Below are 19,394 nucleotides of genomic sequence, written 5' to 3' on the forward strand. Positions count from 1 at the left end.
AGAGGGCCCCGATGGGTGACGAGCAGGACGTGCGGGCACTGGACTACCTGTACGAGGTGGGGCTGCTGAAGCGGTACAAGCGCACCGGGTGGGTGGTGGCCGGTGTGCCCGCGCCGGAGTCGATCGCGGACCACTCGCACCGGACCGCCGTCGTGGCTGCGGTCATCGCGGAACTGGAAGGCGCGGATCCGCAGCGGGCTGCGTTCCTGGCTCTGTTCCACGACACGCAGGAGACCAGGCTGACGGATATCCCCTACATCGGGAAGCGCTACCTCAAGGCCGCGTCCAACGCCGAGGTGACCGCCGACCAGACCGCGGGCATGCCGGAGGGGCTGGCGCGGCTGATCGGCGGTGCTGAAGCCGAGTATGAGGAGCGGGAGACGGCCGAGGCGGTGTGCGCGAAGGACGCCGACAAGCTGGAGTGCCTCCTCCAGGCGGTGGAGTACCGGGAACAGGGCACCGACACCCAGGCGTGGATCGACACATCCCTGGCAGCGCTGAAGACCGACAGTGCGCAGCGACTGGCCAAGCTCGCGCTGGAGCGGCCCCCGCTGGCGTGGATGCACGAGGCTCGGGACTCCAAGCCCGCGAGGTAACGCAGAAGGCCCCACCCGAGGGTGGGGCCAGTGCGTTCAGCCGCTCTGTTCCTCGCGGATCACCTTGAGGTGGCGGCGCACCGTCGTCACGTGCACTCCGATGCGCTCGGCGATCTGCTCGGCAGTGTGTGCGGGGTGCTGCTCGGTGTGCTCGCGAACCCGGTCCCGTGTCCCCGCGCCCTGCCGCTTGCGTGCCTCAGAGGCAGGCAACGCGCGCTTCCCCGAGGGAGCGTCCACGCGCGCGGTGACCTGCTCGCGGCGAGCAGATCGCAGGTCGGACGCGGTGTGCTCGCCCGCGGGAAGTGCTCGCGGGGCACCGCCAGCGGCGGCGGCGAGCGCTTCGGAGCGCATCCGGGTGCGCGTGGACGCGGCGTGCTCGCGGGCCCGCCAGTCCTCCAGCTCCGCGACCGCGCGCGCCCCTTCGGCGAGCATCTCGGCGCGAGCACGCGCACGGGACGCGCACTCCACCGGGTGCAGGCGGCGGCCCTCGGCGAGCACCCACCCTGTGATCCGCTCCCCGCCGATGCGCTCGCGACGCCCGTCCGGCCGGTGCTCCCACCGCGCGGCCGGAGCAGCCTGCTCGTGCTCGTGCTCCTGGTCCTCGGCGGCGGGGGCACCATCGCGGATGGACGGGGCGCGGGTGCCGTCGGCGAGCTTCCACGGGTCCGCGGCGGCCACGCCGTCCTGGACGACCGCGATCATGTACGCGGCCCCGGCTGCTCCGATCGGGCCGAGGGCGTGCCCGGCGAGCGCGGCGACCGCCGAACCGGTCAGCTCCGTGGGCCAGTGCCCTGCCATGTTCAGCCCGATCGAGATGGTGAGTGCGCCGACCTCCACGTAGGTGGCGCGTTCGTCCAGGTCCCCGCCAGCGGACTGGAGGCGGGCCCGGATGACGATGATCCCGGCGACGGTGCCCAGGAGCGCGGGCTCCACCGCCCACGCCATCGCGGCGGCCGGGGAGTCGGGGGCGAGGCCGAGCATGGCGACCATCCCGGCCTGGACCCCGGCCGTGCTCCACGCTCCGAACGCCACCATCACGGGGAGCAGCAGGCACAGGGCGAGCGTGCGGGTCGTGCGGACCTGCTCGGCGCGCGCTTCCCCGGACCCGGACACCTCGGCGCGGGCGGCGGCCACCTCCCCGGCGAGCAGGGCGCGGCGGCGGATGGCGGCCTGGCGCTCGCGGGCGCGGCGGTCGGCGCGGCGACGGCCGTAGGTGGACCGGACGGCGGCCATGGCCTCCTGCCGCTCCAGGCGCTGGCGGATCTCGATGATCTCTCCGGCCTCGGTGGACTCAGGCACCGGGCACCTCCCCGGCGGCCAGGACGCGGCCCTCGTAGGTCGCGGTGAGGTCGGCGAGCAGCTCTCCGAGGTGGGGGAGCGCGGCGCCGAGGGTGCGCCCGGCGGCGCGCTCGTAGCCGTGCGCGTCCAGGACGGCGAACACGTCGGCGAGCAGGGCGACGGTGGGCTGCGGCTGCGGGGTGCTGGTGGCGCTCACTCGGCACCGCCCGTGGGGATCGGCGCGTACTCGGCGACGTAGGACCGCAGCCAGGCGGCGCGCGCGCCCGGGTCGGTGTACGCCACGGTCTCCCCGGCGGCGGCGATGCGGGCGGCGGTGGCGCGCTCGGCGAGCAGGACGTGCCGGTCGGCGACGGTGGCGCAGGCGTCCAGCGGGACGGTCAGTGCTTCGGCGACGGCGGCGAGGAGGTCGTGGAGGGCGTCCGCCTCGGTCAGCTCGGCGGGGCGCTCGGGGCGCGGTACGGTGGACATAGGTCTTCTCCTGGTGTTGCAGGTGGTGGACCAGGCCCTGAACGGTGGTAGGACACCGCTCGGGGCCGCTTCATTTTTGAGGGTCAGGTGTAGCAACGGGTGTAGCTACTGGCGAAAAACCGTGGTGGTTCGCGACCGATCGCCATAGGCCAAACATGCTGGTCAGCAAACTACCGCGACCCGCAGCGACCTACCGGCGCGCAACTACGGATCAGAAGGTTGGGGGTTCGAGTCCTCCCGAGTGCACCACCTTGAGACAGTGGCAGAGCGGCCCTGAACAGCGGAAACGCAGTTCGGGGCCGCTTTGTGTACGGCTCGGACGCATGTACGGCTCCAGCGTGGGAGCCAAGTGGGCTCCAGACCGGTCCGGCTCTGAACTGCGGTTCTTCCCGCAGGGCCTCGTGGGAACAACCGTTTCAGATGGTGGGTCACGTTCCACCGGACTGCGATTCCGGTATCCACGCTCTCAGAGCACCATCCCTTTGATCCAAGTTCTTTAGAGACTCTGGTGTGTCCTGCGTTTCGGAGTCGGATTTCTGAATCCTGGGACCACGTGACCCTTAAGGAGGGCATCGTGGGACGTCGTGGATACCCCGCCGAGTTCCGCCGCAAGGTCTTGGACCTGGTCCAGGCCGGACGCAGCACCGCCGGTGTGACACGCGATCTGGACATCAGCGCCGAGACCATCTACGCCTGGCGGCGCCAGGACCGCATCGACCACGGCTTGACTCCGGGCCTGACCAGTGCCGAGAAGAGCGAGCTGGCCGCGGCGAAGAAGCGCATCGCCGAGTTGGAGGCGGAGCTGGCGATCCACCGCCAGGACAGTGAGCTGCTGGGCAAGGCGGTGCTTCAAAAAACGGTTCGAGGCGATCGCGGTGCTGACCATCAAGGGTCATCCGGTCCAGGTCGCTGTCCGGGTACTGGCGGTGCCCTCGTCCAGGCCTGCGCCGTCGCCTACGCGCGTCGTGCCGCCCACGGTGATCTCGGCCAGGGTCAGACCCAGGGTCTTGGCCTGGCGGATGAAGCACAGCACCGCCACGTCGGCGTCGGTGAACAGGCGATAGCCAGCCTCGGTGCGCTGAGCCGGGGGCAGCAGGTGCTTGGACTCCCACAACCGGACGGCCTTGGCACTGACCCCGGCCGCCTTGGCCGCGGCTCCCACGGTCATCTCCACGATGCTCTCCCCCTCGGTGGCATTCACGCTTGACCTTGCCCTGGGGGTGGTGTCGGGGGTGGCCCCCACATCCTGCGCATGGCTTACCAGTCGGCGCGGCGCGGGATCCTGAACCAGCATGTGCTGTTGGAGGTGGATGCGTTCGCCGGGATCGCCGGTGGCGCGATCGGACTGCTGGACCTGCTCCCCGGGTATCCCACGGCGGCGTTCTTCGCCGTCAGCGTGCTGGTGGTCAACTACCACGTCTTCTCCGAGTGGCTGTCGCTGCTGGTCAAGACCCGCTCCAGCCAGTCGGTCAAGAAACTGCTGGATCTACAGCCCGACCTGGCCCGACGGGTGGCCGATGACGGCACCGAGACCGAAGTGCCCGTGGAAGACATCGCGGTGGGCGATCGGACGCGGGTGCGGCCCGGTGAGCGCATCCCGCTGGACGGGCACATCGTCTCCGGGCACTCCGCCATCGACCTGTCGCTGGTGACCGGGGAACCGGTCCCGGCTGAGCGCGGACCCGGAGAAGAGGCGGTGGGTGTCAAAACAAATGAGACAGTGGCTCGGTCATGGGATCTGTAGCGCCGCGTCCCGGCGCTCGGCCGGGTCGTTGATCCAGACCGTCTCGGGCAGGCCTTCGGACGTAGGGAGGTCGGGGACGGCTCACAACCAGTGGGCGGGTGCGGACGTGGGCCTGGCAAGCGGAGGAACGCGCGTCCCCCAGCGGTTTCCGTTCGTGAGGAGCTGGTTGACGTGCGGGCCCGGTGATGATGGGTGCTCATGGAGAGGCCGCCTCCGCCGACCGCTCCACCCCGGCCGTGGTGATGGCGACACCCGCGCGTCCCCACCGGGAGTCTGGGGGGCGGTCGTTGCCCTCAGCGAGCGCCGCGACACGGCCCTGAACACAACATGGTCATGAGCGCGATCGTGGACAGCCCTCAGGACGCGTCGTCGGCCAACTCGTAGGCCAGCGCGGTGACCAGCCCGAAAGCCAGGTGCGGCACGAGGTCGGAGATCCACGACGCGGCCGACCACTCGCGGGGGTCGGTGACCCCGAGTGCGGTCATCGGGGCGGTGCTGCCCACGTTGGCCGCCACCCCCGCTCCGACCGCGAGCAGGGGGACCGGCAGTCGCGGCCAGCGGGAGCGTGCGGCTCCGTAGAGCGTTCCCGCCGCCACCCCCGTGGCGATCCCGAGCAGGGGACCGATACCCGAGCGCCGGTTGGCCTCCTCCTCGGAGTCGCGCCCGGCCCGGGACAGTCGCGCCCCGGTCAGCTCCTCCACCCTCTGGACGGTCGTCTCCGGCGTCGTGCTGGCGGGTCTGGCCCGCAACGCCATGTCCAGATAGGTGAACGTGTTGAGTGCCGTGGTTCCCGCGGCCCCGGCCATCGCACCGCGAAGCATGTGGTGGGTCATGTGGCCTTCCCCCGTACGTCGGCCTCGTGCGTCTTGTGGTGGGAGCTCCCCTATCCCCGGCGGGGACCGGCAAACCCGGGAGTGGGAGTGATCCCTTTACCGGTGACGTTCTCAGGAGACGCGGCGGATGAGCTTGGCCACGTCACGGGTGAAGGTCTGGGCGGCCAGCCTCAGCCCCTCCGCCATGATCAGCCCCGGCAGGGTGATCTCGCCGAACAGAGCGCCCGATCCGACGATCGCCGTGGTCACCGTCCGCCCGTCCTCGCCGATCCTGTACAACCGGACCCGGCCGTACTTGACGACGTAGAGCGCCTCCAGCTCCTGGTGCGGGGCGCGCACCAGCTGCCCCGCCCGTACGGGACGTGGTGGGGTCCGCGCGTTGACCTCCTCCATCTCGCCCTGCCCCAGGTTCTGGAACAGGGCGGTCTCGGACAGGCACCAGTGCTCGGCCTTGGTGGTCACGTCCTCGCTGGTGGCGGGTGGTGCGGTCTTCCCGGAGTGTCCGCTCCTGGGGTCAGACTTCGCGTCGGCTCAGGCCGTGGAGTGCCAGGGCGGCGACCAGGCCGTAGACGAGGTGGCCCATCAGGCTCATCATCGCCGTGGCGTCCATGGGAAACAGTGGCATACCGAGCATGACGGGCATCAGGATCAGGCCGCCGAGGACCCACCACGCGGCCCCGTAGACCAGACCGGCCGCCAAGGTTGGCCAGGCACGGTCAGCGAAGGCACCGGCCAGGAGGCCGAACCCCAGCCCGATTCCGGCGGAGATCGCCAGGTGGACCACGGCACCGACCAGGGCGCTCTCGCCGCCGACGAGCATCGCGACCATCGGGAGCATGCCCGTCATGGCCATGAGGATCCCGAAGACGACGCCTCCGACAACCCCCGCGACGACGCCCCGCCAGGCGTGTGTGAGCGCGTGGGACCGTGCGTGCGCGATCGTGGACATGGCGTTCACCTCCGACTTCGGGCCGCCCCGCGAGCGGCTCGAGCGTTACCCTCGGCCGCCGACGGCTCCGTGTCTGCGTATCGGTGTCCCGGGAGGGAACGGCCGGGCGCGACTCGGGTTACGGGGCGGCCTCTTCCTTCGAACCTCAGCACACCGGAGCGGAGGGCCGCGGAACCGTGTCAGCCACCTGACACTGTCCGCGACCGGGAACGATGGCACCTGATGGTGGCGGCCATCGCCGTGGTGAAGTCCACCCCTCCGGCGGCGGCGAAGACCAGTGTCCCGGAAGGAAGACAGGCGGCAAACGCGCAGTCGCCGCCGACCACTCCTCGATGAGCGGCGTCCTGGCCGACAGCTCCTATCGTCTGCTGTCGGCCTGACGGCCCGGCCTCACTTCAGGTGCCGGGCGAAGAACCGGTTCCCGGCGTCCCCCTCGAACTGCGGGACGCCGGTGTGCCCGCCCATATTGGCGTGCAGCGTCTTCTCCTCGGAGCCGAAGGCGTCGAACAGGTCCAGGGCCAGCTGCCGGTCGTTTCCCTCGTCGTCCCACTGCAGCAGGACCTGCAGCGGAACGGTGACCTGCCGGGCCTCCTCGAACAGGGTGCGGGGCACGAAACTCCCGGCGAACAGAAGGGCGGCCGAGATGCGCGGCTCGACCACCGCCAGCCGGATGCCGATGGAGATCACTCCCCCCGAGAACCCGACCGGGCCGCCGATCTCGGGCAGCGAAAGGAGGGCGTCCAGGGCGGCCCGCCATTCCGGGACCGCCTTCTCGACCAGCGGGAGGACGAGCCGGTCGACGATCTCGTCCTCGACCGGCTCGCCGGCCCCCAGCGCCCGGAGCAGGTCGGCGCGGGCCTCCTCGGCGGCGGCCAAACGGGGCCGGTCACCGCCCCCGGGGAGCTCGATGGTGGCCGCGGCGAAGCCCTCCGCCACGGAGTGCCGGGCCCGCCCCGCCAGCCGGGGGTACATCTTGCGCAGTCCGCCGGGGTGGCCGAGCAGGATCAGCGGGGCCGGTGCGGATACGGATCCGGGCGTCCACAGGATGCCGGGGATCTCGCCGAGGGTGAATTCGCGCTCGAGGACGCCGCCGTCGAGGCGCTGTTCGGAAGTGAATCGCACGGTCGTGCCTTTCGGGAGTGCTCGTGTACGGCGCTCCCGGACGACCTATCGTCCGACCGTGACCCCGGAGGGGAGCACCCGTGTCGATACTGCGTTCACGGGTACCACCTCCTTGTTCTCTCGCACGGTCTCCGGAAAAGTAGCAGTGGTCGCCGTGGTCCGCCAACGGGTTTTCGCGAAGGCTCCGGGGCCCGCCGCGAAGGCGATCACGCTCAGCCAGCGAGTTCCAACGGATGCACAGCCGCTCGCTTGACAAGTACAGAGAAGGTGGAGACTCGGCGGTGACCATGCCGGAACGGCGGCCCACACCCAAGGGTCCTACGCGTACTGCGCCCCGGCGACGTCGACGGCGACATCCAGTTGCTGCTGCGCACGCCCATGCCCCACACCGCTCGGGCGGTGGAGGACGGCATCTGCCTGTATCTGGCTCCGGACTACTTCGAACGGCTCCTGAGGCGGCATCCGGCCCTCACCCGCCTCTGGATGGCCAGCGTCGCCGAGCGGCTGGAGAGAAGCCAGGACCGCGTTATCGGAATGCTCGGGCGCTCCCTGCCCCAACAGGCCGCCCGGCTGCTCCTCGACGAGGCCACTGGCGGTGTCCTCGATATCCCGCAGGCCTCCCTCGCGGGTGTGCTGGGGGTTCGCCGCCCCTCATCGAACAAGGTCCTCAAGGAATTCGAGCACCAGGGCCTGGTTCGCGTGCGGTACGGCGCCATCGAGGTACTCGACCCTGACGGCCTTGTGAAACACAGCGAGTGACGGGCACCGCGCGAACGCTCGTCGGCCAAGGCCGACGCGTAAACGGTGGTCCGCGTCAGGGTCCAGCACGGCGCGACGACAGCCGTGCGAACCAACCGCGTAGACCCCGCCGCGCCGACGCCTCGTCCGACACCTGTTTCTCCCGCTGGTGAAGGAGCCGGGGTGCGTGGGCCCGTACGGCGGCAAGGACCTCATCGACGTGCGGATTCACCATGGACACGGGTCCCACGACCACCGTGGGTACGGTCTCGTCTCCTCCGGTGACGGCACGCACCCGGGCCGCCGCGGTGTCGTCTTCCCAGATGTTGACTTCGTGCACCGAAAGGCCGTGTTTGCTCAACCGCCGGCGCAGCGCGGAACAGAACGGACAACCCGGCCGCCAGTAGAACACCACACTGCTCGCCGTGTCGCCCGTCATATCGCCCCTCCGCCGCGTTCTCCGGATACTTCGTCCCTCATCCTCGTTGATCGGACGGGAGGCCCTGGGAAGAGTGTTCGTCCGCTGACACACCGCGTTCCGTTTCACGAACATGGCGCAGGCTGGGCGTACGGCCTTGGCCGAGGCCGTACGGACACGACCGGAGGCAGGCGGGGTGAAGACGCGGCGAGCCCTGACGCGCACAGGGACCATGGCACGCGCGGCCGTCGTCGCGTCCGCGCTGGTGCTCGGTGCGGCCGCCTGCCGGGTACCGCCTCCCGAGGGCGAGGAGGGCACGCGCTCCGCTCCCTCGGAAACGGGACCGCTGGAGGACGTGGACTGGCTGGAGGAGGCCGAACCGGTCCTGGCCGTCTCCCTGGGCGACCTACCCGGTACGGATCCTCGTCTGGCACGAGATCGTCAACGACGCCGTCGACGGCGTACCGGTGATCGTCACCTACTGTCCGCTGTGCGACTCGGCGCTGGCCTTGGACCGCAGGGTGGACGACCGGGTGCTGGACTTCGGCGTGTCCGGCGTGCTGTACGACTCCTTCCTGACCATGTTCGACCGCCAGACCGGGAGCCGACGGAACATCCTCGGCCACGCGGTGGAAGGTGAACTCGCGGGCGAGCGGCTGCCACCCGTCGACCACGTCGACACCTTCTGGTTCGCCCGGGTGGCGTTCACACCGGAAACAGAGATCATGAGGTGACCATGCGATTCATTCCCCATCCGATCCTGACGACCGCGTTGGCGCCCTTCTCACCCTGACCGCCTGTGGAACCCCTGGTTCCGGCGAGGGCGCCGAGAGCGGACCGGCCTCGGAGGGCACCGAGGGCGCGGCCGGCGGACAGCGGACAGCGTCGGCACTCGACTTCCAGCCCCAGACCCTGGACGGGCAGGAGTTCACCGGGTCCTCCCTCCAGGGCGAACCGGTGGTGCTGTGGTTCTGGGCCCCCTGGTGCACGGTCTGCCGCGCCGAGGCGGGCGGTGTGGCCGAGGCCGCCGAGCGCTATGCCGACCACGTGGAGTTCCTCGGTGTCGCAGGGCGCGGCGAGGTCGAGGCCATGCGCGCGTTCGTCGACGAGACCGGAACCGGCGGGATGCGGCACTTGGTCGATGACGACGGTTCACTCTGGTCGGGATTCGAGGTCACCAGCCAGCCCGCGTTCGCGTTCCTGCGTCCGGACGGGACTCACCTCACGGTGTCGGGCACCCTCACCGAGGACGACCTGGACGACTACGTCGAAGCGGAACTCCTGAGCGCGGACGGGCACGACTCGTGAACCAACTCCCGTACGCGATCGCCCTCGTGGCGGGCATGCTCGCCGTGCTCAACCCGTGCGGCTTCGCGCTGCTTCGGGGGTACCTGGCGCTGCTGGTCGCCTCGGAAGACGACCGGCCCGAGGGAGCCCCGCACGAGCGGTGGCGCTCCCTGGGGCGCGCGCTGGGCACGACCGCCGCCATGACCGCGGGCTTCGTCGCCGTCTTCGCGGGCTTCGGGCTGGTCGTCACGCCGCTGGCGCTGTCGGTGGAACGGTACCCGCCCTGGGTCACGGTCGTCATCGGCCTGGCGCTGGTCCTACTGGGAGTGTGGCTGCTGAGCGGACGCGAGGTCGCCCTGATACTGCCCAAGCCCACTCCCGGCAGGCCGGTGCGGTCGTTGCGCTGGGCCGCCGTCTACGGAACCACCTACGCCGTGGCGTCCCTGTCGTGCACCATCGGCCCGTTCCTGGCGTTGACCACGAGCGCGTTGCGCTCCACCAGCGTGCTCGGGGTGCTCGGGATGTTCGGCGCCTACGCGGCCGGGATGGGCCTGGTCGTCGGTGTGATCACGGTGGCCACCGCGCTGGCCCGCGACTCGGTGGCCGCGCGGCTGCGCCGCGCCCTTCCCTACGTGACCCGGGCCGGGGGAGCCCTGCTCGTCCTGGCCGGAGGCTATGTCGCCTACTACGGCTGGTACGAACTGCGGGTGTTCTCCGGCGGCGCTACCGACGACCCCGTCATCGGCGCCGCCACCCGGCTGCAGGCCGCACTCCTGCGCCTGCTGGAGGACGTCGGACCCGGGTGGGTCGCCCTGGCCCTGGCCGTCCTCGTCGTCGGCGGTGCGGCCGCGGCGCTCCGGCGTGCGCGGCGGCGAAGGGCGAGGACGACGTCGTCTCCCTCCGCCAGCGACTGAGAGCGTGTGGTGGCCTGGCCGGTGACCCAGGTGGCCGCCTCCCCCGTTCAGGCCCGCCCGTCGGCCTGGGCGATGGCCCACGCGGCGTTGATGAGACCGATGTGCGACAGCGCTTGGGGAAAGTTGCCGATGAGGGCGCCGTCACGACGGTCGATCTCCTCCGACAGCAGTCCGACGTCGTTGACGTGGGCGGTCGTGGCCTCGAAGATCTCCGTCGCTCGGTCGACCCGCCCGGCCAGTGCCCATCCCTGGGCGAGCCAGTAGGAGCAGATGACGAAGGCTCCTTCGTCTCCGGCGCCCGTCCAGCGCTGTACCAGGGCGCCGCTGGTCAGTTCCCGCTCGACCGCCTCCAGGGTCGCCATGACCCGCTCGTCGTCGCCGGGCAGGAAGCCGACGATCGGCATGAGCAGTACTCCGGCGTCGAGGTGGTCGGAGCCGAACGCTCCGGTGAAGGCTCCGACTGACGCGTCCCAGCCGCGGGTGAGGATCCGTGTTCGGATCTCCTCGCGCGCGGCCCTCCAGCGTTGCGTGTCGGCGCACATGCCCAAGCGGTCCGCCAGCCCGACGGCACGGTCGAGTGCGACCCAGCACATCAGTTTGGAGGTCAGGTAGTGGCGTCCTCCCTCGCGGCCCTCCCAGATACCGGCGTCGGGTTCGGTCCAGGTGGTGGCGGCGCGGTCGGCGAGCCCGCACAGGAGCGCGGCGGTCGTCGGTGACAGGTCGCCGAGGCGGTCGCGCAGTACCCAGGCGCACTCCATTACCTCGCCGAGGACGTCGAGTTGCTTCTGGTTCCAGGCGTTGTTCCCGACGCGCACGGGTGTGCTGCCCCGGTATCCGGCCAGGTGCTCCAGAGTGTGCTCGGTCAGGTCGCGTTCGCCTCCGGCTCCGAACATGACCGGCAGGGGCCCGTCTTCGAGAGCGCCGGTCGAGGCGGCGATCCACTCGAAGAAGCGGTCGGCCTCGTCGGGGCAGGCGGCGACCCACAGGGCCTTGAGCGTGAATCCGCCGTCGCGCAGCCAGCCGAACCGGTAGTCCCAGTTCGCCCCGCCGCCGACCTCCTCGGGCAGCGAGGTGGTGGGGGCGGCGATGACCGCGCCAGTGGGCTGGTACGTCAGCGCCTGCAGCACGAGGGCGCTGCGCATCACCTCGTCCCGGTAGGGTCCCTGGTAGCTCTGGTGCAGAGCCGTCCATGACCGCCATCCGGCGATGGTGTCGCGCAGGGCCGCACGCGCGTCGAGCGGGGCGGCGACCGGATCGGCGGCGTGGCGGTGGTGCAGGGCGAAGACCGCGCTCTCCCCCGCGCGAAGGGTGAACCGCCCGGTGACGTGCTCGCCGCGGGCACACAGGGGGCGGTCCCCGGTCAACAGCAGCCGGTCGGCCCCGCCGACGGCCTCGATGCCGTGCGGGACCTGGGAGAGGTGTGGGACGACACGGCCGTACTCCGGACGCAGGGTGAGGTCGAGGAGGACCTCCACCTCACCGCGCACCGTCTCGACCCGGCGCACCAGCACGTGCGGAGAGGCGTGCCCGATGCCGTGACCGCGTTCGCCGGGGCCCAGCGCCAGTGCGTCGGTCAGGCGCAGCAGGCCCTCACCGGTGTCGAATTCGGTCTCGACGACCATGGTGTCCTCGACATAGCGGCGTGCCACCGTGTGTCGCGCCTCGGGCCGGATGGACCAGTGACCCGCGTCCGGGTCGAGCAGACGCGCGAACACGCTGGGCGCGTCGAACCGGGCGGGACACCACCAGTCGACCGAACCGTTCTTCGCCACGAGGGCGGCGCTGTGGCAGTCTCCGAGCAGGGCGTGGTCACCGATAGCGGCCATGGAATCCGCCTACCCCGGCCTCCGGTCGACAACCGGCCCGCGCCGCGTCCGGTGCGGTGCCGAGACCGACCGAAGCGGAACGCCGACCCGTGAGGACCGCACCGGCCGAACCCTACGGCGCGCTTCTTCCGGCGGGACACCGCGGCCCGCGCCCCGGCCGGTGGGGCGCGGGAAGTGTGCCCCCGCCCGGATCAGTCCAGGCCGGGAGCCTTGGGCACGTCCAGCTCGGTCTGCGCGTAGTGGTTGAAGTAGTTCGTGTACAGGTTGAGCGCGACGTGGGTGAACAGCTCGGTCAGCTGGGTGTCGCTCCAGCCCACGGCGCGGCCCACCAGTGGTGCGGCGCCCCTGGGCGAGCAGGTGGTGTGCCAGGTGGGGATGAGCCTGCACGCGGTCCCCGTCGCCGCCTCGGTACCGTTGTCCTGGCGGTTGTACCTACCCCCAGCCCGGGGCGATCCCGATGACGAACGCCCCGCCAAGACCGGGGTGCCCGGCCAGGTAGGCCACCGGGAGAAATGGCGCCTGGCCCTGGACGCGATCGACCGGGCCCACTCCTGGGGCTTGGACGATCAGGCGGTGGTGGCCGATGCCGGATACGGGCGGATCCACGCCTTTCACGAGGGTCTCACCGCACACGGGTTGGACTACGTGGTGGCGGCACGCGGTGATCTGAGCGCGCGTCCCGAAGCAGCCGAGCCCGAGATTCCCGGCATCTGCGCGGAGACGGGCCGCCCGGCTCTACGGGGCCTCACCCTTGTTCGTGGCCATCACCGGGTGCACCTGGCGCCAACTCCTACCCACCTTCAGCCCCTCCGGTCCCACCGCTCACCGACGTTTCACCGAGTCGACCCAGCCCCGTGTGGGCCAAACTCCACCGCCTGATGCTGGACGGACCCGGCTTCCGAGGTGAACTGGTCTCCGCGGTGTCCCGAAGCAAGTCCCCGTCTTCGCGGGGGCGGGCTCACCCTCCGGCAACGTACGAACCGTCCGCCCTGTCCGGTGGAGCGGTCGACCGCGGTGTGGTCGTCCCAGCCGGTGACCGCCTCAGTCCAGTCGCACGCCCGCGGTCAGTATCAGCGCCACGTCGATCAGCGCGACCAGCATCACCGCTCGAAAAGCGGCCGGGGACCCCGGTCGGCGGCCCATGACGAACCCGGCGGCGATGATCAGCGCGGCGGCGGGCAGTGCCACCAGGCCCGCCCCGGAGACCTCGCCAGGCGGACCGAGCACCAACAGCACCGAGGCGGCTAGAACCAGCGACGCGGCCGCCACGTGGCTTCCGGTGGCACCCAGCCTGTGCGGCAGCCCGCACACACCGGTGGCTCGGTCGCCGTCGAGATCGGGCAGTACGTTGGCGAAGTGCGCCGCGCATCCCAGCGACGCCGCGGCGAGCACCAGCCACGCGGGCGGCAGTGGTGCTCCGGGCAGGCCGAGCACCACGAACGTCGGCAGCAGCCCGAAGGACACCGCATAGGGCAGCACCGACAGCGCGCTGGACTTGACCCCCAGATCGTAGGCCCACGCGGAGACCAGGGCGGCCAGATGCGCCGCCGTCGCGAGCACCCCGGACGGCAGCGACAGGACCAGCGCGGCCAGCGCCGAGATCAGCACGCCGACGAGCACCACGGGCCGGGGAAGCTCACCGGTGGCCACCGGTTTGTCGGCGCGGCCCACCCGGGCGTCGCGCGGCGCGTCCACCAGGTCGTTGAGCCAGCCCACGGACAGTTGCCCAGCCAACACCGCGGCGGCCACGGTCACCAGGCCCCCGGCCTCCCTGCCGGAGGTCACCGCCAGCCCGGTGGCGACCGCGGTGACCGTCAGCGAGGGCAGCGGGTGTGAGGCCCGGACCAGTGCCAACGGCATCGCCGCAAGGTGTCGCATGGGAAGTCATTGTGCCAGTCTGAGCCCATGGCACCCACTGAGCCGCCCGTACGTCGCAACGATCCGGAGCTCTACGAGGTCCTCGCCGACCAGTGGTGGGAGCCGCGGGGAGTCTTCGCCATGCTGCACTGGCTGGCCACCGCCCGCGGCGCCCTGGTACCTCCCGCGCCGCGGCCCGGCGCGGTGCTGGTGGACCTCGGCTGCGGTGCCGGTCTGCTGGCGCCGCACCTGAACGGCAAGGGGTACCGGCACGTCGGGGCGGACCTCTCGTCGAGCGCGCTGCGGCAGGCCGGACAACACGGTGTGCACGGTGTGCGAGGTGACGTGCTCGCCGTCCCGCTGGCCGATGGCTGCGCGGACGTCGTCGTCGCCGGAGAGATCTTCGAGCACGTCACCGACCTGCCGAGGGCGGTGGCGGAGGCATGCCGCCTGCTGCGCCCCGGCGGCCTGCTCGTACTGGACACCCTGGCGGACACCGCGCTGTGCCGGTGGCTGGCGATCGACATCGCCGAGCGCGTGCCGGGGCTCGCACCCAAGGGCGTGCACGACCCCGCGCTGCTGGTCGACCGCGCGCTGCTGGTCGACGAATGCGCCCGGTCCGGTGTACGCGTGGCGTTGCGGGGTATCCGTCCCTCGATGATCGACCTGTTGAACTGGACGTTCGGACGTCGGAACTCGGTGCGGATGCTCCCGGTGGCGACCACGACGGTGCTGTTCCAGGGCTGTGGCCGCAAAGAGGAGTGAATGGCGTTGTCTTCTGCTTCCCCCGTCACCGATTCGGTTTCCGACCCGGAGTCCGCGCGCGCCGCGGCCCGTGATCTGGCATCCCGACTGGCGGCGAGAGCCGCGACCCACGACGCGTCGGGGGAGTTCCCCGCGGCTGACTTCGAGGATCTGCGCGCATGCGGGTTGCTCGGTTTGATGGTGCCCACCCGGCTGGGCGGATGCGGGGCCTCCTTCGCCGACTACACGGACGTCGCGACCGAACTCGCCCGCGGGTCGGGGGCCACCGCACTGATCTTCAACATGCACTCCTCGGTGACCGGCGCGCTGGCGCACACCCCTGACGAACTGGTCCGGCGACTGGGCGCACCCGACAGCTTCTTCACAGCGCGCGACCGGCTCCTCGCGGAAGCCGCCTCGGGCACCCTGTACGCCGTCGCCATGAGCGAGCGCGGCGCCGGCTCACGGCTGTCGCGCACCTCCACCGTCTACCGCAGGACCGACGGCGGGTTCCGCATCACGGGAAGCAAGGCCTTCGTCTCCGGTGCCGGGCACGTCGGCGCCTACCTGGTGACCGCCAGGGACGCCGAAGCCACGGAGCCCCGGGTGTCCTACTTCCTGGTACCGGCGGACAGCGGCACGCGGGTGGAGCCCACGTGGGACTCCATGGGCATGCGGGCCACAGGAAGCCACGATGTCCATTTCGACGCCGAGGTCGGGCCGGGGGCACTGCTCGGCGGTATCGAGGGGGTGACGGTGCTGTTGGCCGAGGTCATGCCGCAGTGGCTGGTGGCCTCCTACGCCGCGGTCTACGTCGGCGTGGCGCGCGCGGCAATCGACGCGGCCAGCGCTCACCTCAGGGAGCGGGGACTCCACACGCTACCGACCGTGCGATCGCGCATCGGCCGGGCCGATGCCGCCGTCGCCGCCGCAGCGCTGGTCGTCACCGAAGCCGCCCGCCGAGTGACCGAGCGGCCAGGGACGCCGGAGACCAATCTCTGGGTCTGGCGGGCCAAGCTGACCGCCGGTGACACCGCGGCCGAAGTGGCCTCCTCCGTCATCGAGGCCGCCGGTGCCTCGGCCACCCGACGCGGGCATCCGCTGGAACGGATCTACCGCGACGCCCGCTGCGGCGCGCTGCAACCCGCCACCTCCGACGTCTGCGCCGACTGGCTTGGTGTCGCGGCCCTGGACGGCGACCCCGACCATGACACGGAAGTACCGCGGTGGTGACCGCCACGATCGCCGGACTGGGCTCGGCGCTGCCCGGAGCCACCGACCAGCAGGTGCTGTGGGAGGGGTTCTTTCGTCGGCACTTCGCCTCGAGTCGAGTCGCGCAACGAATCTTCGCCAACGCGGGTGTCCGCCGCCGACACACCGTCGTCAATCCCGTCAGCGAGGACGTGTCGGGCTGGTCGACCGCCGCCCGGATGCGGCGCTACGCGGAGGAGGCCCAGCTCCTGGGACACCGGGCCGTGGCGGCCGCCATGGCCGACGCCGACGTCACCGCCGACGACGTCGGACTACTCGCGGTCGCCTCCTGCACCGGCTACAGCACCCCCGGACTCGACATCCAGCTGGCGAAGTCGCTAGAACTGCGTCCGGACGTGCAGCGCCTGCTCATCGGGCACATGGGATGCTACGCGGCACTGCCCGCGCTGGGCAGTGCCGCGGACTTCGTGGTGGCCCGCCAACGGACCGCCGTACTGCTCTGCCTCGAACTCACCTCGCTGCACCTGCAGCCGCCGACAAACGACCCGCAACAGGTGGTCTCACACGCCCTGTTCGGCGACGCCGCAGCGGCTCTCGTGCTGCGGCCGAGGGCTGAGGGCGGCCCGGACGCCCGCGTACCCCGACTGGAGTTGGTGGACATCGCGGCGCTCACCGACCCCGACACCAGCGACCACATGACGTGGAAGATCACCGACCTCGGTTTTCGCATGGAACTGTCCGCGCGGGTGCCCGACGTGCTGGCCGAGCACGTGCGGCCGGTGGTCAAGGACCTGCTAACCCGGAACGGGCTCGACCTGCCCGACGTGCGGGGATGGGCGGTGCACCCGGGCGGACCGCGCATCCTGGACACCGTCCAAGACCAACTGGATCTACCCGCACACGCGCTGGCAGCCTCCCGTACCGTGCTCGCCGAACACGGCAACTGCTCATCGGCGACCCTGCCGCTGGTCCTGGAGGAGTTGGTCGGCAGCGGCGCGTTGCACGACGGTGGTGGTCCAGTGGTGGCGATGGCCTTCGGACCGGGGCTGACCCTTTACATGGCCCTGCTCCGTGCCGCACCCAGCCCCGCGGACCCGGCTGTCGCGCCCACCTTGTGAGCGTGAGGTCCGAGAAGGGTGAGGAAGACCGGACGACGCGGCACCGACAAGGAAGGAAGCACCGGATTCGCCGGACCCTCGCGCCAGAACCGGACTCCGATCGTCACCGCCGTCTCCGGCCCGCCGCCGACTTCCACGCGGTGACACCGGCCGCCGCCGCTCCCACGACAACGGCGACTCTGACCAGGAGGCGCCGCCGTGCCTGGCGCCACTCGCCGCTGACCGCGTTGTCCTCGGGCCACGGCGCGAAGACGGTTCCAGCCCCGGCGGAGGCCCGCCCCCTGCGCAGCGCCGCCTGGTCCATCACCGGTCCGACCGCCCTGTCGTACAACCACGGCAGCACCACGTGCGCCCAGGACGCGGCCTGGTGGGCCCGACCCACGACGATCTCTCTCCGGGGCCGCTCGACAGCGCCGACGATCGCCGCGGCCACCCGCGTGGGATCACCGACCGGGGGCACCGGTCCGGCTTCGCGGCCGGTGTAGTTGGCCGCCTGACGGTAGATCGGGGTGTCGAACGACCCCGGAAGAACGGTGCACACATCGATCCCGTCGCTGCCGTGCAGCTCTTGGCGGAGTACCTCCGAGAACCCGACCAGGCCGAACTTGCTGGTGACATACGGTGAAAGGTACGGAGAGCCCATCCTCCCGTACAGTGACGCGACATTGACGAGGACGCCGACGCCCTGCGCGCGGAACTGCGGCAGGACAGCGCGAGCCCCGTGTACCTGCCCGAACAGGTTCGTCTGGACGACTTGGCGGAAGACCTCTGACGGAGTCTGCTCGAAGGTGCCGTAGCTCAGCACTGAGGCGTTGTTGATCCAGGCGTCGATACGGCCGAAGCGCGCGACCGCGGCGCGGGCAAGGGCCCGCACGGCGTCTTCGTCGCCGACGTCGGTGGGCACCACGAGCGCCGTGCCGCCTCGCCGCTCACACTCCCGCGCCGTCTCCTGTAGGCCCTGCTCACTGCGGGCGGCGAGAACGAGATCGGCTCCGCGCTCAGCGAAGGCACGAGCGGTCGCGCGACCGATACCGCTCGAAGCACCGGTCACGACAACCACACCGTCGGGAACGGGCCTCTTGGCGCGAATCATGGTTGAACACCGCCTTGCCGCAGCCATCCTGCCTCCTCTCCGCTGGACGGGCCGTGTACCGCTCCGGCGAACGCTCCCCACTGCGCCAGAGGACCGTTGTTCGTGCCCGCGGTGGTCGGTCCCCGTCCGCAGCGCGGCACTAGGACGTGCGGGCAGGATCCAGGAAGCGGTCGAAGATCACTCCCGTGGCCGCGGCTTGGACGAACTTGTCCAGGACATCAACGATGATGTCCTGTTTCGACCACTTCCACGGCTCGTACAGTCCCAGCGCCGTGTTCAACACGACATCGCCGGTGTAGACGACGCCGAACACCGTCAGCACCGCCCGCCGGCCCCGCAGCCCGGCGCTGGCGGCCACACCGTAGGCGCTGCCCCACATGGCCCCGAGGCTGTAGTGGGTGATGTAGTTCAGCCTGGCCTCCTGCTGCTGGTCCGTCGGCTGGAAGGGAAGAACCCTCTTGGCGAACATCGCCGGCGCGTAGCTCTCCTCCCGCTGGGTTATGGGCATCTCGACGAACTTCTGAAAAGCCGTCATCGCCACAGTCCCGGCCAAGCCCGCGAAAACGCCCCGCCCGAGGGCTGAGGCCAGGTTCAGCCTCTTTCCGTTCATAACAGTCATGCATCGGCTACTACCCGGGTCATCGTGCGCAACACTGTCTTGTCACAAGTGTGATGAGGGCTCTCAATCCTGGAAGGATAAGAGTCATACCACTGAGGTTGAACGGCTGGTGTCACAGCAGTTGGACCGTCAAACCGGTCTCGTTGATGAAACCGTCCAGCAGCCCGGAACGGTACTCACGCGACCCATGAGCACCATCACCGCAGCTCAACCGCTGCCACGCCACCTCGGGCAGGCCAGCGACCACATGATCGGCGCGCACCATGGCCAGGTCCATCGACACGACCATCTGGGACTTGGGAACCGAAACCACGTGGTGGATACCGTACCCACGGCCTGGAAACCGCTCTTCTCGTCGAGCCCGAGAATCAGCACCCCGCCCTTGGTGTTGGCGAAGGCCGACAAGGTCTCGTGTGTGCTCTTGGGAAGCTTGTCCTGGGCCCTCTTGACTTCTACGTCGGCGAGGTCACCCCCGTAGCGCCGCAGATCCTCTACCAATGCCAGGAGCTCGTCATCATGCACGCTTTGAACCTACTGGCTCATCACTAGGTTGCTCA

At 70.6% G+C, this 19,394-nt stretch carries 26 protein-coding genes and 4 pseudogenes; 13 read left to right on the top strand and 17 right to left on the bottom strand.

The window, feature by feature from the left end:
* Positions 1–11: 11 nt before the first annotated feature.
* Positions 12–596, top strand: coding sequence for an HD domain-containing protein (locus tag ACSIH6_RS06785; RefSeq protein ID WP_435107367.1), 585 nt, complete (start codon positions 12–14; stop codon positions 594–596).
* Positions 597–632: 36 nt separating this feature from the next.
* Here ACSIH6_RS06785 and ACSIH6_RS06790 read toward each other — a convergent pair whose 3' ends face one another.
* From ACSIH6_RS06790 to ACSIH6_RS06800, 3 genes are read right to left on the bottom strand one after another with little or no spacing between them, the layout of a single operon-like run.
* Positions 633–1,895, bottom strand: a complete 1,263-nt coding sequence (locus tag ACSIH6_RS06790) for a helix-turn-helix domain-containing protein (protein ID WP_435107368.1) — start codon at positions 1,893–1,895, stop codon at positions 633–635.
* Complete coding sequence (locus ACSIH6_RS06795; RefSeq protein WP_435107369.1) at positions 1,888–2,091, bottom strand: hypothetical protein; 204 nt, start codon at positions 2,089–2,091, stop codon at positions 1,888–1,890. Before ACSIH6_RS06795 ends, ACSIH6_RS06790 begins: the two co-directional genes overlap by 8 nt.
* Positions 2,088–2,363 (bottom strand): hypothetical protein, encoded by a 276-nt coding sequence (locus ACSIH6_RS06800; RefSeq protein WP_435107370.1) that lies wholly within the window; start codon positions 2,361–2,363, stop codon positions 2,088–2,090. The genes ACSIH6_RS06795 and ACSIH6_RS06800 overlap by 4 nt, the downstream gene beginning before the upstream one ends.
* Before the next feature lie 574 nt (positions 2,364–2,937).
* On the opposite strand from ACSIH6_RS06800, the pseudogene ACSIH6_RS06805 reads away from it, so the two are divergent.
* Positions 2,938–3,111 (top strand): annotated as a pseudogene (locus tag ACSIH6_RS06805) (transposase); the annotation flags it as partial.
* Here ACSIH6_RS06805 and ACSIH6_RS06810 read toward each other — a convergent pair.
* Together ACSIH6_RS06810 and ACSIH6_RS06815 are read right to left on the bottom strand one after the other, a co-directional pair.
* The gene (locus tag ACSIH6_RS06810) at positions 3,051–3,203 is read right to left on the bottom strand and encodes a hypothetical protein (protein WP_435107371.1); all 153 of its coding nucleotides are present in this window, start codon (positions 3,201–3,203) and stop codon (positions 3,051–3,053) included. The pseudogene ACSIH6_RS06805 and the gene ACSIH6_RS06810 sit on opposite strands and share 61 nt — an antisense overlap.
* A 52-nt stretch (positions 3,204–3,255) precedes the next feature.
* A complete protein-coding gene (locus tag ACSIH6_RS06815) occupies positions 3,256–3,564 on the bottom strand; it encodes a MerR family transcriptional regulator (protein WP_435107372.1) in 309 nt (102 codons plus the stop codon).
* Between the two features lie 51 nt (positions 3,565–3,615).
* Here ACSIH6_RS06815 and ACSIH6_RS06820 point away from each other — a divergent pair, with 51 nt between their 5' ends.
* On the top strand, positions 3,616–4,107 hold the full coding sequence (locus ACSIH6_RS06820; protein ID WP_435107373.1) for a P-type ATPase actuator domain-containing protein: 492 nt from the start codon (positions 3,616–3,618) through the stop codon (positions 4,105–4,107).
* A gap of 356 nt (positions 4,108–4,463) precedes the next feature.
* Here ACSIH6_RS06820 and ACSIH6_RS06825 read toward each other — a convergent pair whose 3' ends face one another.
* From ACSIH6_RS06825 to ACSIH6_RS06840, 4 genes are all read right to left on the bottom strand, one after another.
* Entirely contained in the window at positions 4,464–4,940 is a 477-nt protein-coding gene (locus ACSIH6_RS06825) for a hypothetical protein (protein ID WP_435107374.1), read from the bottom strand.
* 111 nt (positions 4,941–5,051) lie between these two features.
* A complete protein-coding gene (locus ACSIH6_RS06830) occupies positions 5,052–5,402 on the bottom strand; it encodes a cyclic nucleotide-binding domain-containing protein (RefSeq protein WP_435107375.1) in 351 nt (116 codons plus the stop codon).
* A gap of 52 nt (positions 5,403–5,454) precedes the next feature.
* Positions 5,455–5,889: a hypothetical protein gene (locus ACSIH6_RS06835; RefSeq protein WP_435107376.1), complete on the bottom strand. Its 435-nt coding sequence runs from the start codon at positions 5,887–5,889 to the stop codon at positions 5,455–5,457.
* A 390-nt stretch (positions 5,890–6,279) separates the two neighbouring features.
* The gene (locus tag ACSIH6_RS06840) at positions 6,280–7,011 is read right to left on the bottom strand and encodes an alpha/beta hydrolase family protein (RefSeq protein ID WP_435107377.1); all 732 of its coding nucleotides are present in this window, start codon (positions 7,009–7,011) and stop codon (positions 6,280–6,282) included.
* A gap of 324 nt (positions 7,012–7,335) precedes the next feature.
* Between ACSIH6_RS06840 and ACSIH6_RS06845 the strand changes: the two are divergent.
* A pseudogene (locus tag ACSIH6_RS06845) lies at positions 7,336–7,461 on the top strand (cyclic nucleotide-binding domain-containing protein); the annotation flags it as partial.
* Positions 7,462–7,770 (top strand): Crp/Fnr family transcriptional regulator, encoded by a 309-nt coding sequence (locus ACSIH6_RS06850; RefSeq protein ID WP_435107392.1) that lies wholly within the window; start codon positions 7,462–7,464, stop codon positions 7,768–7,770.
* A gap of 55 nt (positions 7,771–7,825) precedes the next feature.
* Here the strand turns inward: ACSIH6_RS06850 and ACSIH6_RS06855 are convergent, their stop codons facing one another.
* A complete protein-coding gene (locus tag ACSIH6_RS06855) occupies positions 7,826–8,188 on the bottom strand; it encodes a glutaredoxin family protein (protein WP_435107378.1) in 363 nt (120 codons plus the stop codon).
* Between the two features lie 251 nt (positions 8,189–8,439).
* Between ACSIH6_RS06855 and ACSIH6_RS06860 the strand changes: the two genes are divergently transcribed.
* Genes ACSIH6_RS06860 through ACSIH6_RS06870 form a run of 3 tightly spaced genes read left to right on the top strand, consistent with a single transcriptional unit; the run spans position 8,440 to position 10,368 of the window.
* Positions 8,440–8,901: a DUF3179 domain-containing (seleno)protein gene (locus ACSIH6_RS06860; protein ID WP_435107379.1), complete on the top strand. Its 462-nt coding sequence runs from the start codon at positions 8,440–8,442 to the stop codon at positions 8,899–8,901.
* Between the two features lie 7 nt (positions 8,902–8,908).
* A complete protein-coding gene (locus ACSIH6_RS06865; RefSeq protein WP_435107393.1) occupies positions 8,909–9,475 on the top strand; it encodes a redoxin domain-containing protein in 567 nt (188 codons plus the stop codon).
* Positions 9,472–10,368, top strand: a complete 897-nt coding sequence (locus ACSIH6_RS06870) for a cytochrome c biogenesis CcdA family protein (protein WP_435107380.1) — start codon at positions 9,472–9,474, stop codon at positions 10,366–10,368. Before ACSIH6_RS06865 ends, ACSIH6_RS06870 begins: the two co-directional genes overlap by 4 nt.
* 47 nt (positions 10,369–10,415) lie before the next feature.
* On the opposite strand, the gene ACSIH6_RS06875 is transcribed toward ACSIH6_RS06870, so the two are convergent.
* Both ACSIH6_RS06875 and ACSIH6_RS06880 read right to left on the bottom strand, forming a co-directional pair.
* Positions 10,416–12,194, bottom strand: coding sequence for a glycoside hydrolase family 15 protein (locus tag ACSIH6_RS06875; protein WP_435107381.1), 1,779 nt, complete (start codon positions 12,192–12,194; stop codon positions 10,416–10,418).
* A gap of 191 nt (positions 12,195–12,385) precedes the next feature.
* Positions 12,386–12,511, bottom strand: a complete 126-nt coding sequence (locus ACSIH6_RS06880) for a carboxymuconolactone decarboxylase family protein (RefSeq protein WP_435107382.1) — start codon at positions 12,509–12,511, stop codon at positions 12,386–12,388.
* A 58-nt stretch (positions 12,512–12,569) separates the two neighbouring features.
* Here ACSIH6_RS06880 and ACSIH6_RS06885 point away from each other — a divergent pair.
* Both ACSIH6_RS06885 and ACSIH6_RS06890 read left to right on the top strand, forming a co-directional pair.
* A pseudogene (locus tag ACSIH6_RS06885) lies at positions 12,570–12,878 on the top strand (transposase); the annotation flags it as partial.
* 64 nt (positions 12,879–12,942) lie between these two features.
* Positions 12,943–13,105, top strand: a pseudogene (locus ACSIH6_RS06890) (IS5/IS1182 family transposase); the annotation flags it as partial.
* Between the two features lie 130 nt (positions 13,106–13,235).
* Here ACSIH6_RS06890 and ACSIH6_RS06895 read toward each other — a convergent pair.
* The gene (locus ACSIH6_RS06895) at positions 13,236–14,072 is read right to left on the bottom strand and encodes a UbiA family prenyltransferase (RefSeq protein WP_435107383.1); all 837 of its coding nucleotides are present in this window, start codon (positions 14,070–14,072) and stop codon (positions 13,236–13,238) included.
* Positions 14,073–14,099: 27 nt separating this feature from the next.
* Between ACSIH6_RS06895 and ACSIH6_RS06900 the strand changes: the two genes are divergently transcribed.
* Genes ACSIH6_RS06900 through ACSIH6_RS06910 form a run of 3 tightly spaced genes read left to right on the top strand, consistent with a single transcriptional unit; the run spans position 14,100 to position 17,125 of the window.
* Complete coding sequence (locus tag ACSIH6_RS06900; RefSeq protein ID WP_435107384.1) at positions 14,100–14,816, top strand: methyltransferase domain-containing protein; 717 nt, start codon at positions 14,100–14,102, stop codon at positions 14,814–14,816.
* A gap of 6 nt (positions 14,817–14,822) precedes the next feature.
* The gene (locus ACSIH6_RS06905) at positions 14,823–16,028 is read left to right on the top strand and encodes an acyl-CoA dehydrogenase family protein (RefSeq protein ID WP_435107385.1); all 1,206 of its coding nucleotides are present in this window, start codon (positions 14,823–14,825) and stop codon (positions 16,026–16,028) included.
* Positions 16,025–17,125 carry a type III polyketide synthase gene (locus ACSIH6_RS06910; RefSeq protein WP_435107386.1) on the top strand — a complete coding sequence of 367 codons (1,101 nt, stop codon included), beginning with the start codon at positions 16,025–16,027 and terminating at the stop codon, positions 17,123–17,125. The genes ACSIH6_RS06905 and ACSIH6_RS06910 overlap by 4 nt, the downstream gene beginning before the upstream one ends.
* Positions 17,126–17,228: 103 nt before the next feature.
* Here ACSIH6_RS06910 and ACSIH6_RS06915 read toward each other — a convergent pair whose 3' ends face one another.
* The 4 genes from ACSIH6_RS06915 to ACSIH6_RS06930 all read right to left on the bottom strand — a co-directional run bounded on the left by ACSIH6_RS06915 (position 17,229) and on the right by ACSIH6_RS06930 (position 19,359).
* On the bottom strand, positions 17,229–18,245 hold the full coding sequence (locus ACSIH6_RS06915; protein WP_435107387.1) for an SDR family oxidoreductase: 1,017 nt from the start codon (positions 18,243–18,245) through the stop codon (positions 17,229–17,231).
* 112 nt (positions 18,246–18,357) lie between these two features.
* The gene (locus ACSIH6_RS06920; protein WP_435107388.1) at positions 18,358–18,837 is read right to left on the bottom strand and encodes a hypothetical protein; all 480 of its coding nucleotides are present in this window, start codon (positions 18,835–18,837) and stop codon (positions 18,358–18,360) included.
* Between the two features lie 112 nt (positions 18,838–18,949).
* Positions 18,950–19,126, bottom strand: a complete 177-nt coding sequence (locus ACSIH6_RS06925; RefSeq protein WP_435107394.1) for a hypothetical protein — start codon at positions 19,124–19,126, stop codon at positions 18,950–18,952.
* Entirely contained in the window at positions 19,045–19,359 is a 315-nt protein-coding gene (locus ACSIH6_RS06930; RefSeq protein WP_435107389.1) for an AlbA family DNA-binding domain-containing protein, read from the bottom strand. The genes ACSIH6_RS06925 and ACSIH6_RS06930 overlap by 82 nt, the downstream gene beginning before the upstream one ends.
* Between the last annotated feature and the right edge of the window lie 35 nt (positions 19,360–19,394).

It is taken from the genome of Nocardiopsis synnemataformans (genome assembly GCF_965343085.1).
GTDB lineage: Bacteria > Actinomycetota > Actinomycetes > Streptosporangiales > Streptosporangiaceae > Nocardiopsis > Nocardiopsis alborubida.

What these genes read in the sequence shown, in the direction of transcription:
- ACSIH6_RS06915 (WP_435107387.1), bottom strand. Translation starts at nt 18,245, where the DNA reads ATGGCTGCGGCAAGGCGGTGTTCAACCATGATTCGCGCCAAGAGGCCC.
- ACSIH6_RS06925 (WP_435107394.1), bottom strand. Translation starts at nt 19,126, where the DNA reads ATGGTCGTGTCGATGGACCTGGCCATGGTGCGCGCCGATCATGTGGTC.
- ACSIH6_RS06855 (WP_435107378.1), bottom strand. Translation starts at nt 8,188, where the DNA reads ATGACGGGCGACACGGCGAGCAGTGTGGTGTTCTACTGGCGGCCGGGT.
- ACSIH6_RS06895 (WP_435107383.1), bottom strand. Translation starts at nt 14,072, where the DNA reads ATGCGACACCTTGCGGCGATGCCGTTGGCACTGGTCCGGGCCTCACAC.
- ACSIH6_RS06800 (WP_435107370.1), bottom strand. Translation starts at nt 2,363, where the DNA reads ATGTCCACCGTACCGCGCCCCGAGCGCCCCGCCGAGCTGACCGAGGCG.
- ACSIH6_RS06835 (WP_435107376.1), bottom strand. Translation starts at nt 5,889, where the DNA reads ATGTCCACGATCGCGCACGCACGGTCCCACGCGCTCACACACGCCTGG.
- ACSIH6_RS06920 (WP_435107388.1), bottom strand. Translation starts at nt 18,837, where the DNA reads ATGACTGTTATGAACGGAAAGAGGCTGAACCTGGCCTCAGCCCTCGGG.
- ACSIH6_RS06900 (WP_435107384.1), top strand. Translation starts at nt 14,100, where the DNA reads ATGGCACCCACTGAGCCGCCCGTACGTCGCAACGATCCGGAGCTCTAC.
- ACSIH6_RS06820 (WP_435107373.1), top strand. Translation starts at nt 3,616, where the DNA reads ATGGCTTACCAGTCGGCGCGGCGCGGGATCCTGAACCAGCATGTGCTG.
- ACSIH6_RS06825 (WP_435107374.1), bottom strand. Translation starts at nt 4,940, where the DNA reads ATGACCCACCACATGCTTCGCGGTGCGATGGCCGGGGCCGCGGGAACC.
- ACSIH6_RS06785 (WP_435107367.1), top strand. Translation starts at nt 12, where the DNA reads ATGGGTGACGAGCAGGACGTGCGGGCACTGGACTACCTGTACGAGGTG.
- ACSIH6_RS06875 (WP_435107381.1), bottom strand. Translation starts at nt 12,194, where the DNA reads ATGGCCGCTATCGGTGACCACGCCCTGCTCGGAGACTGCCACAGCGCC.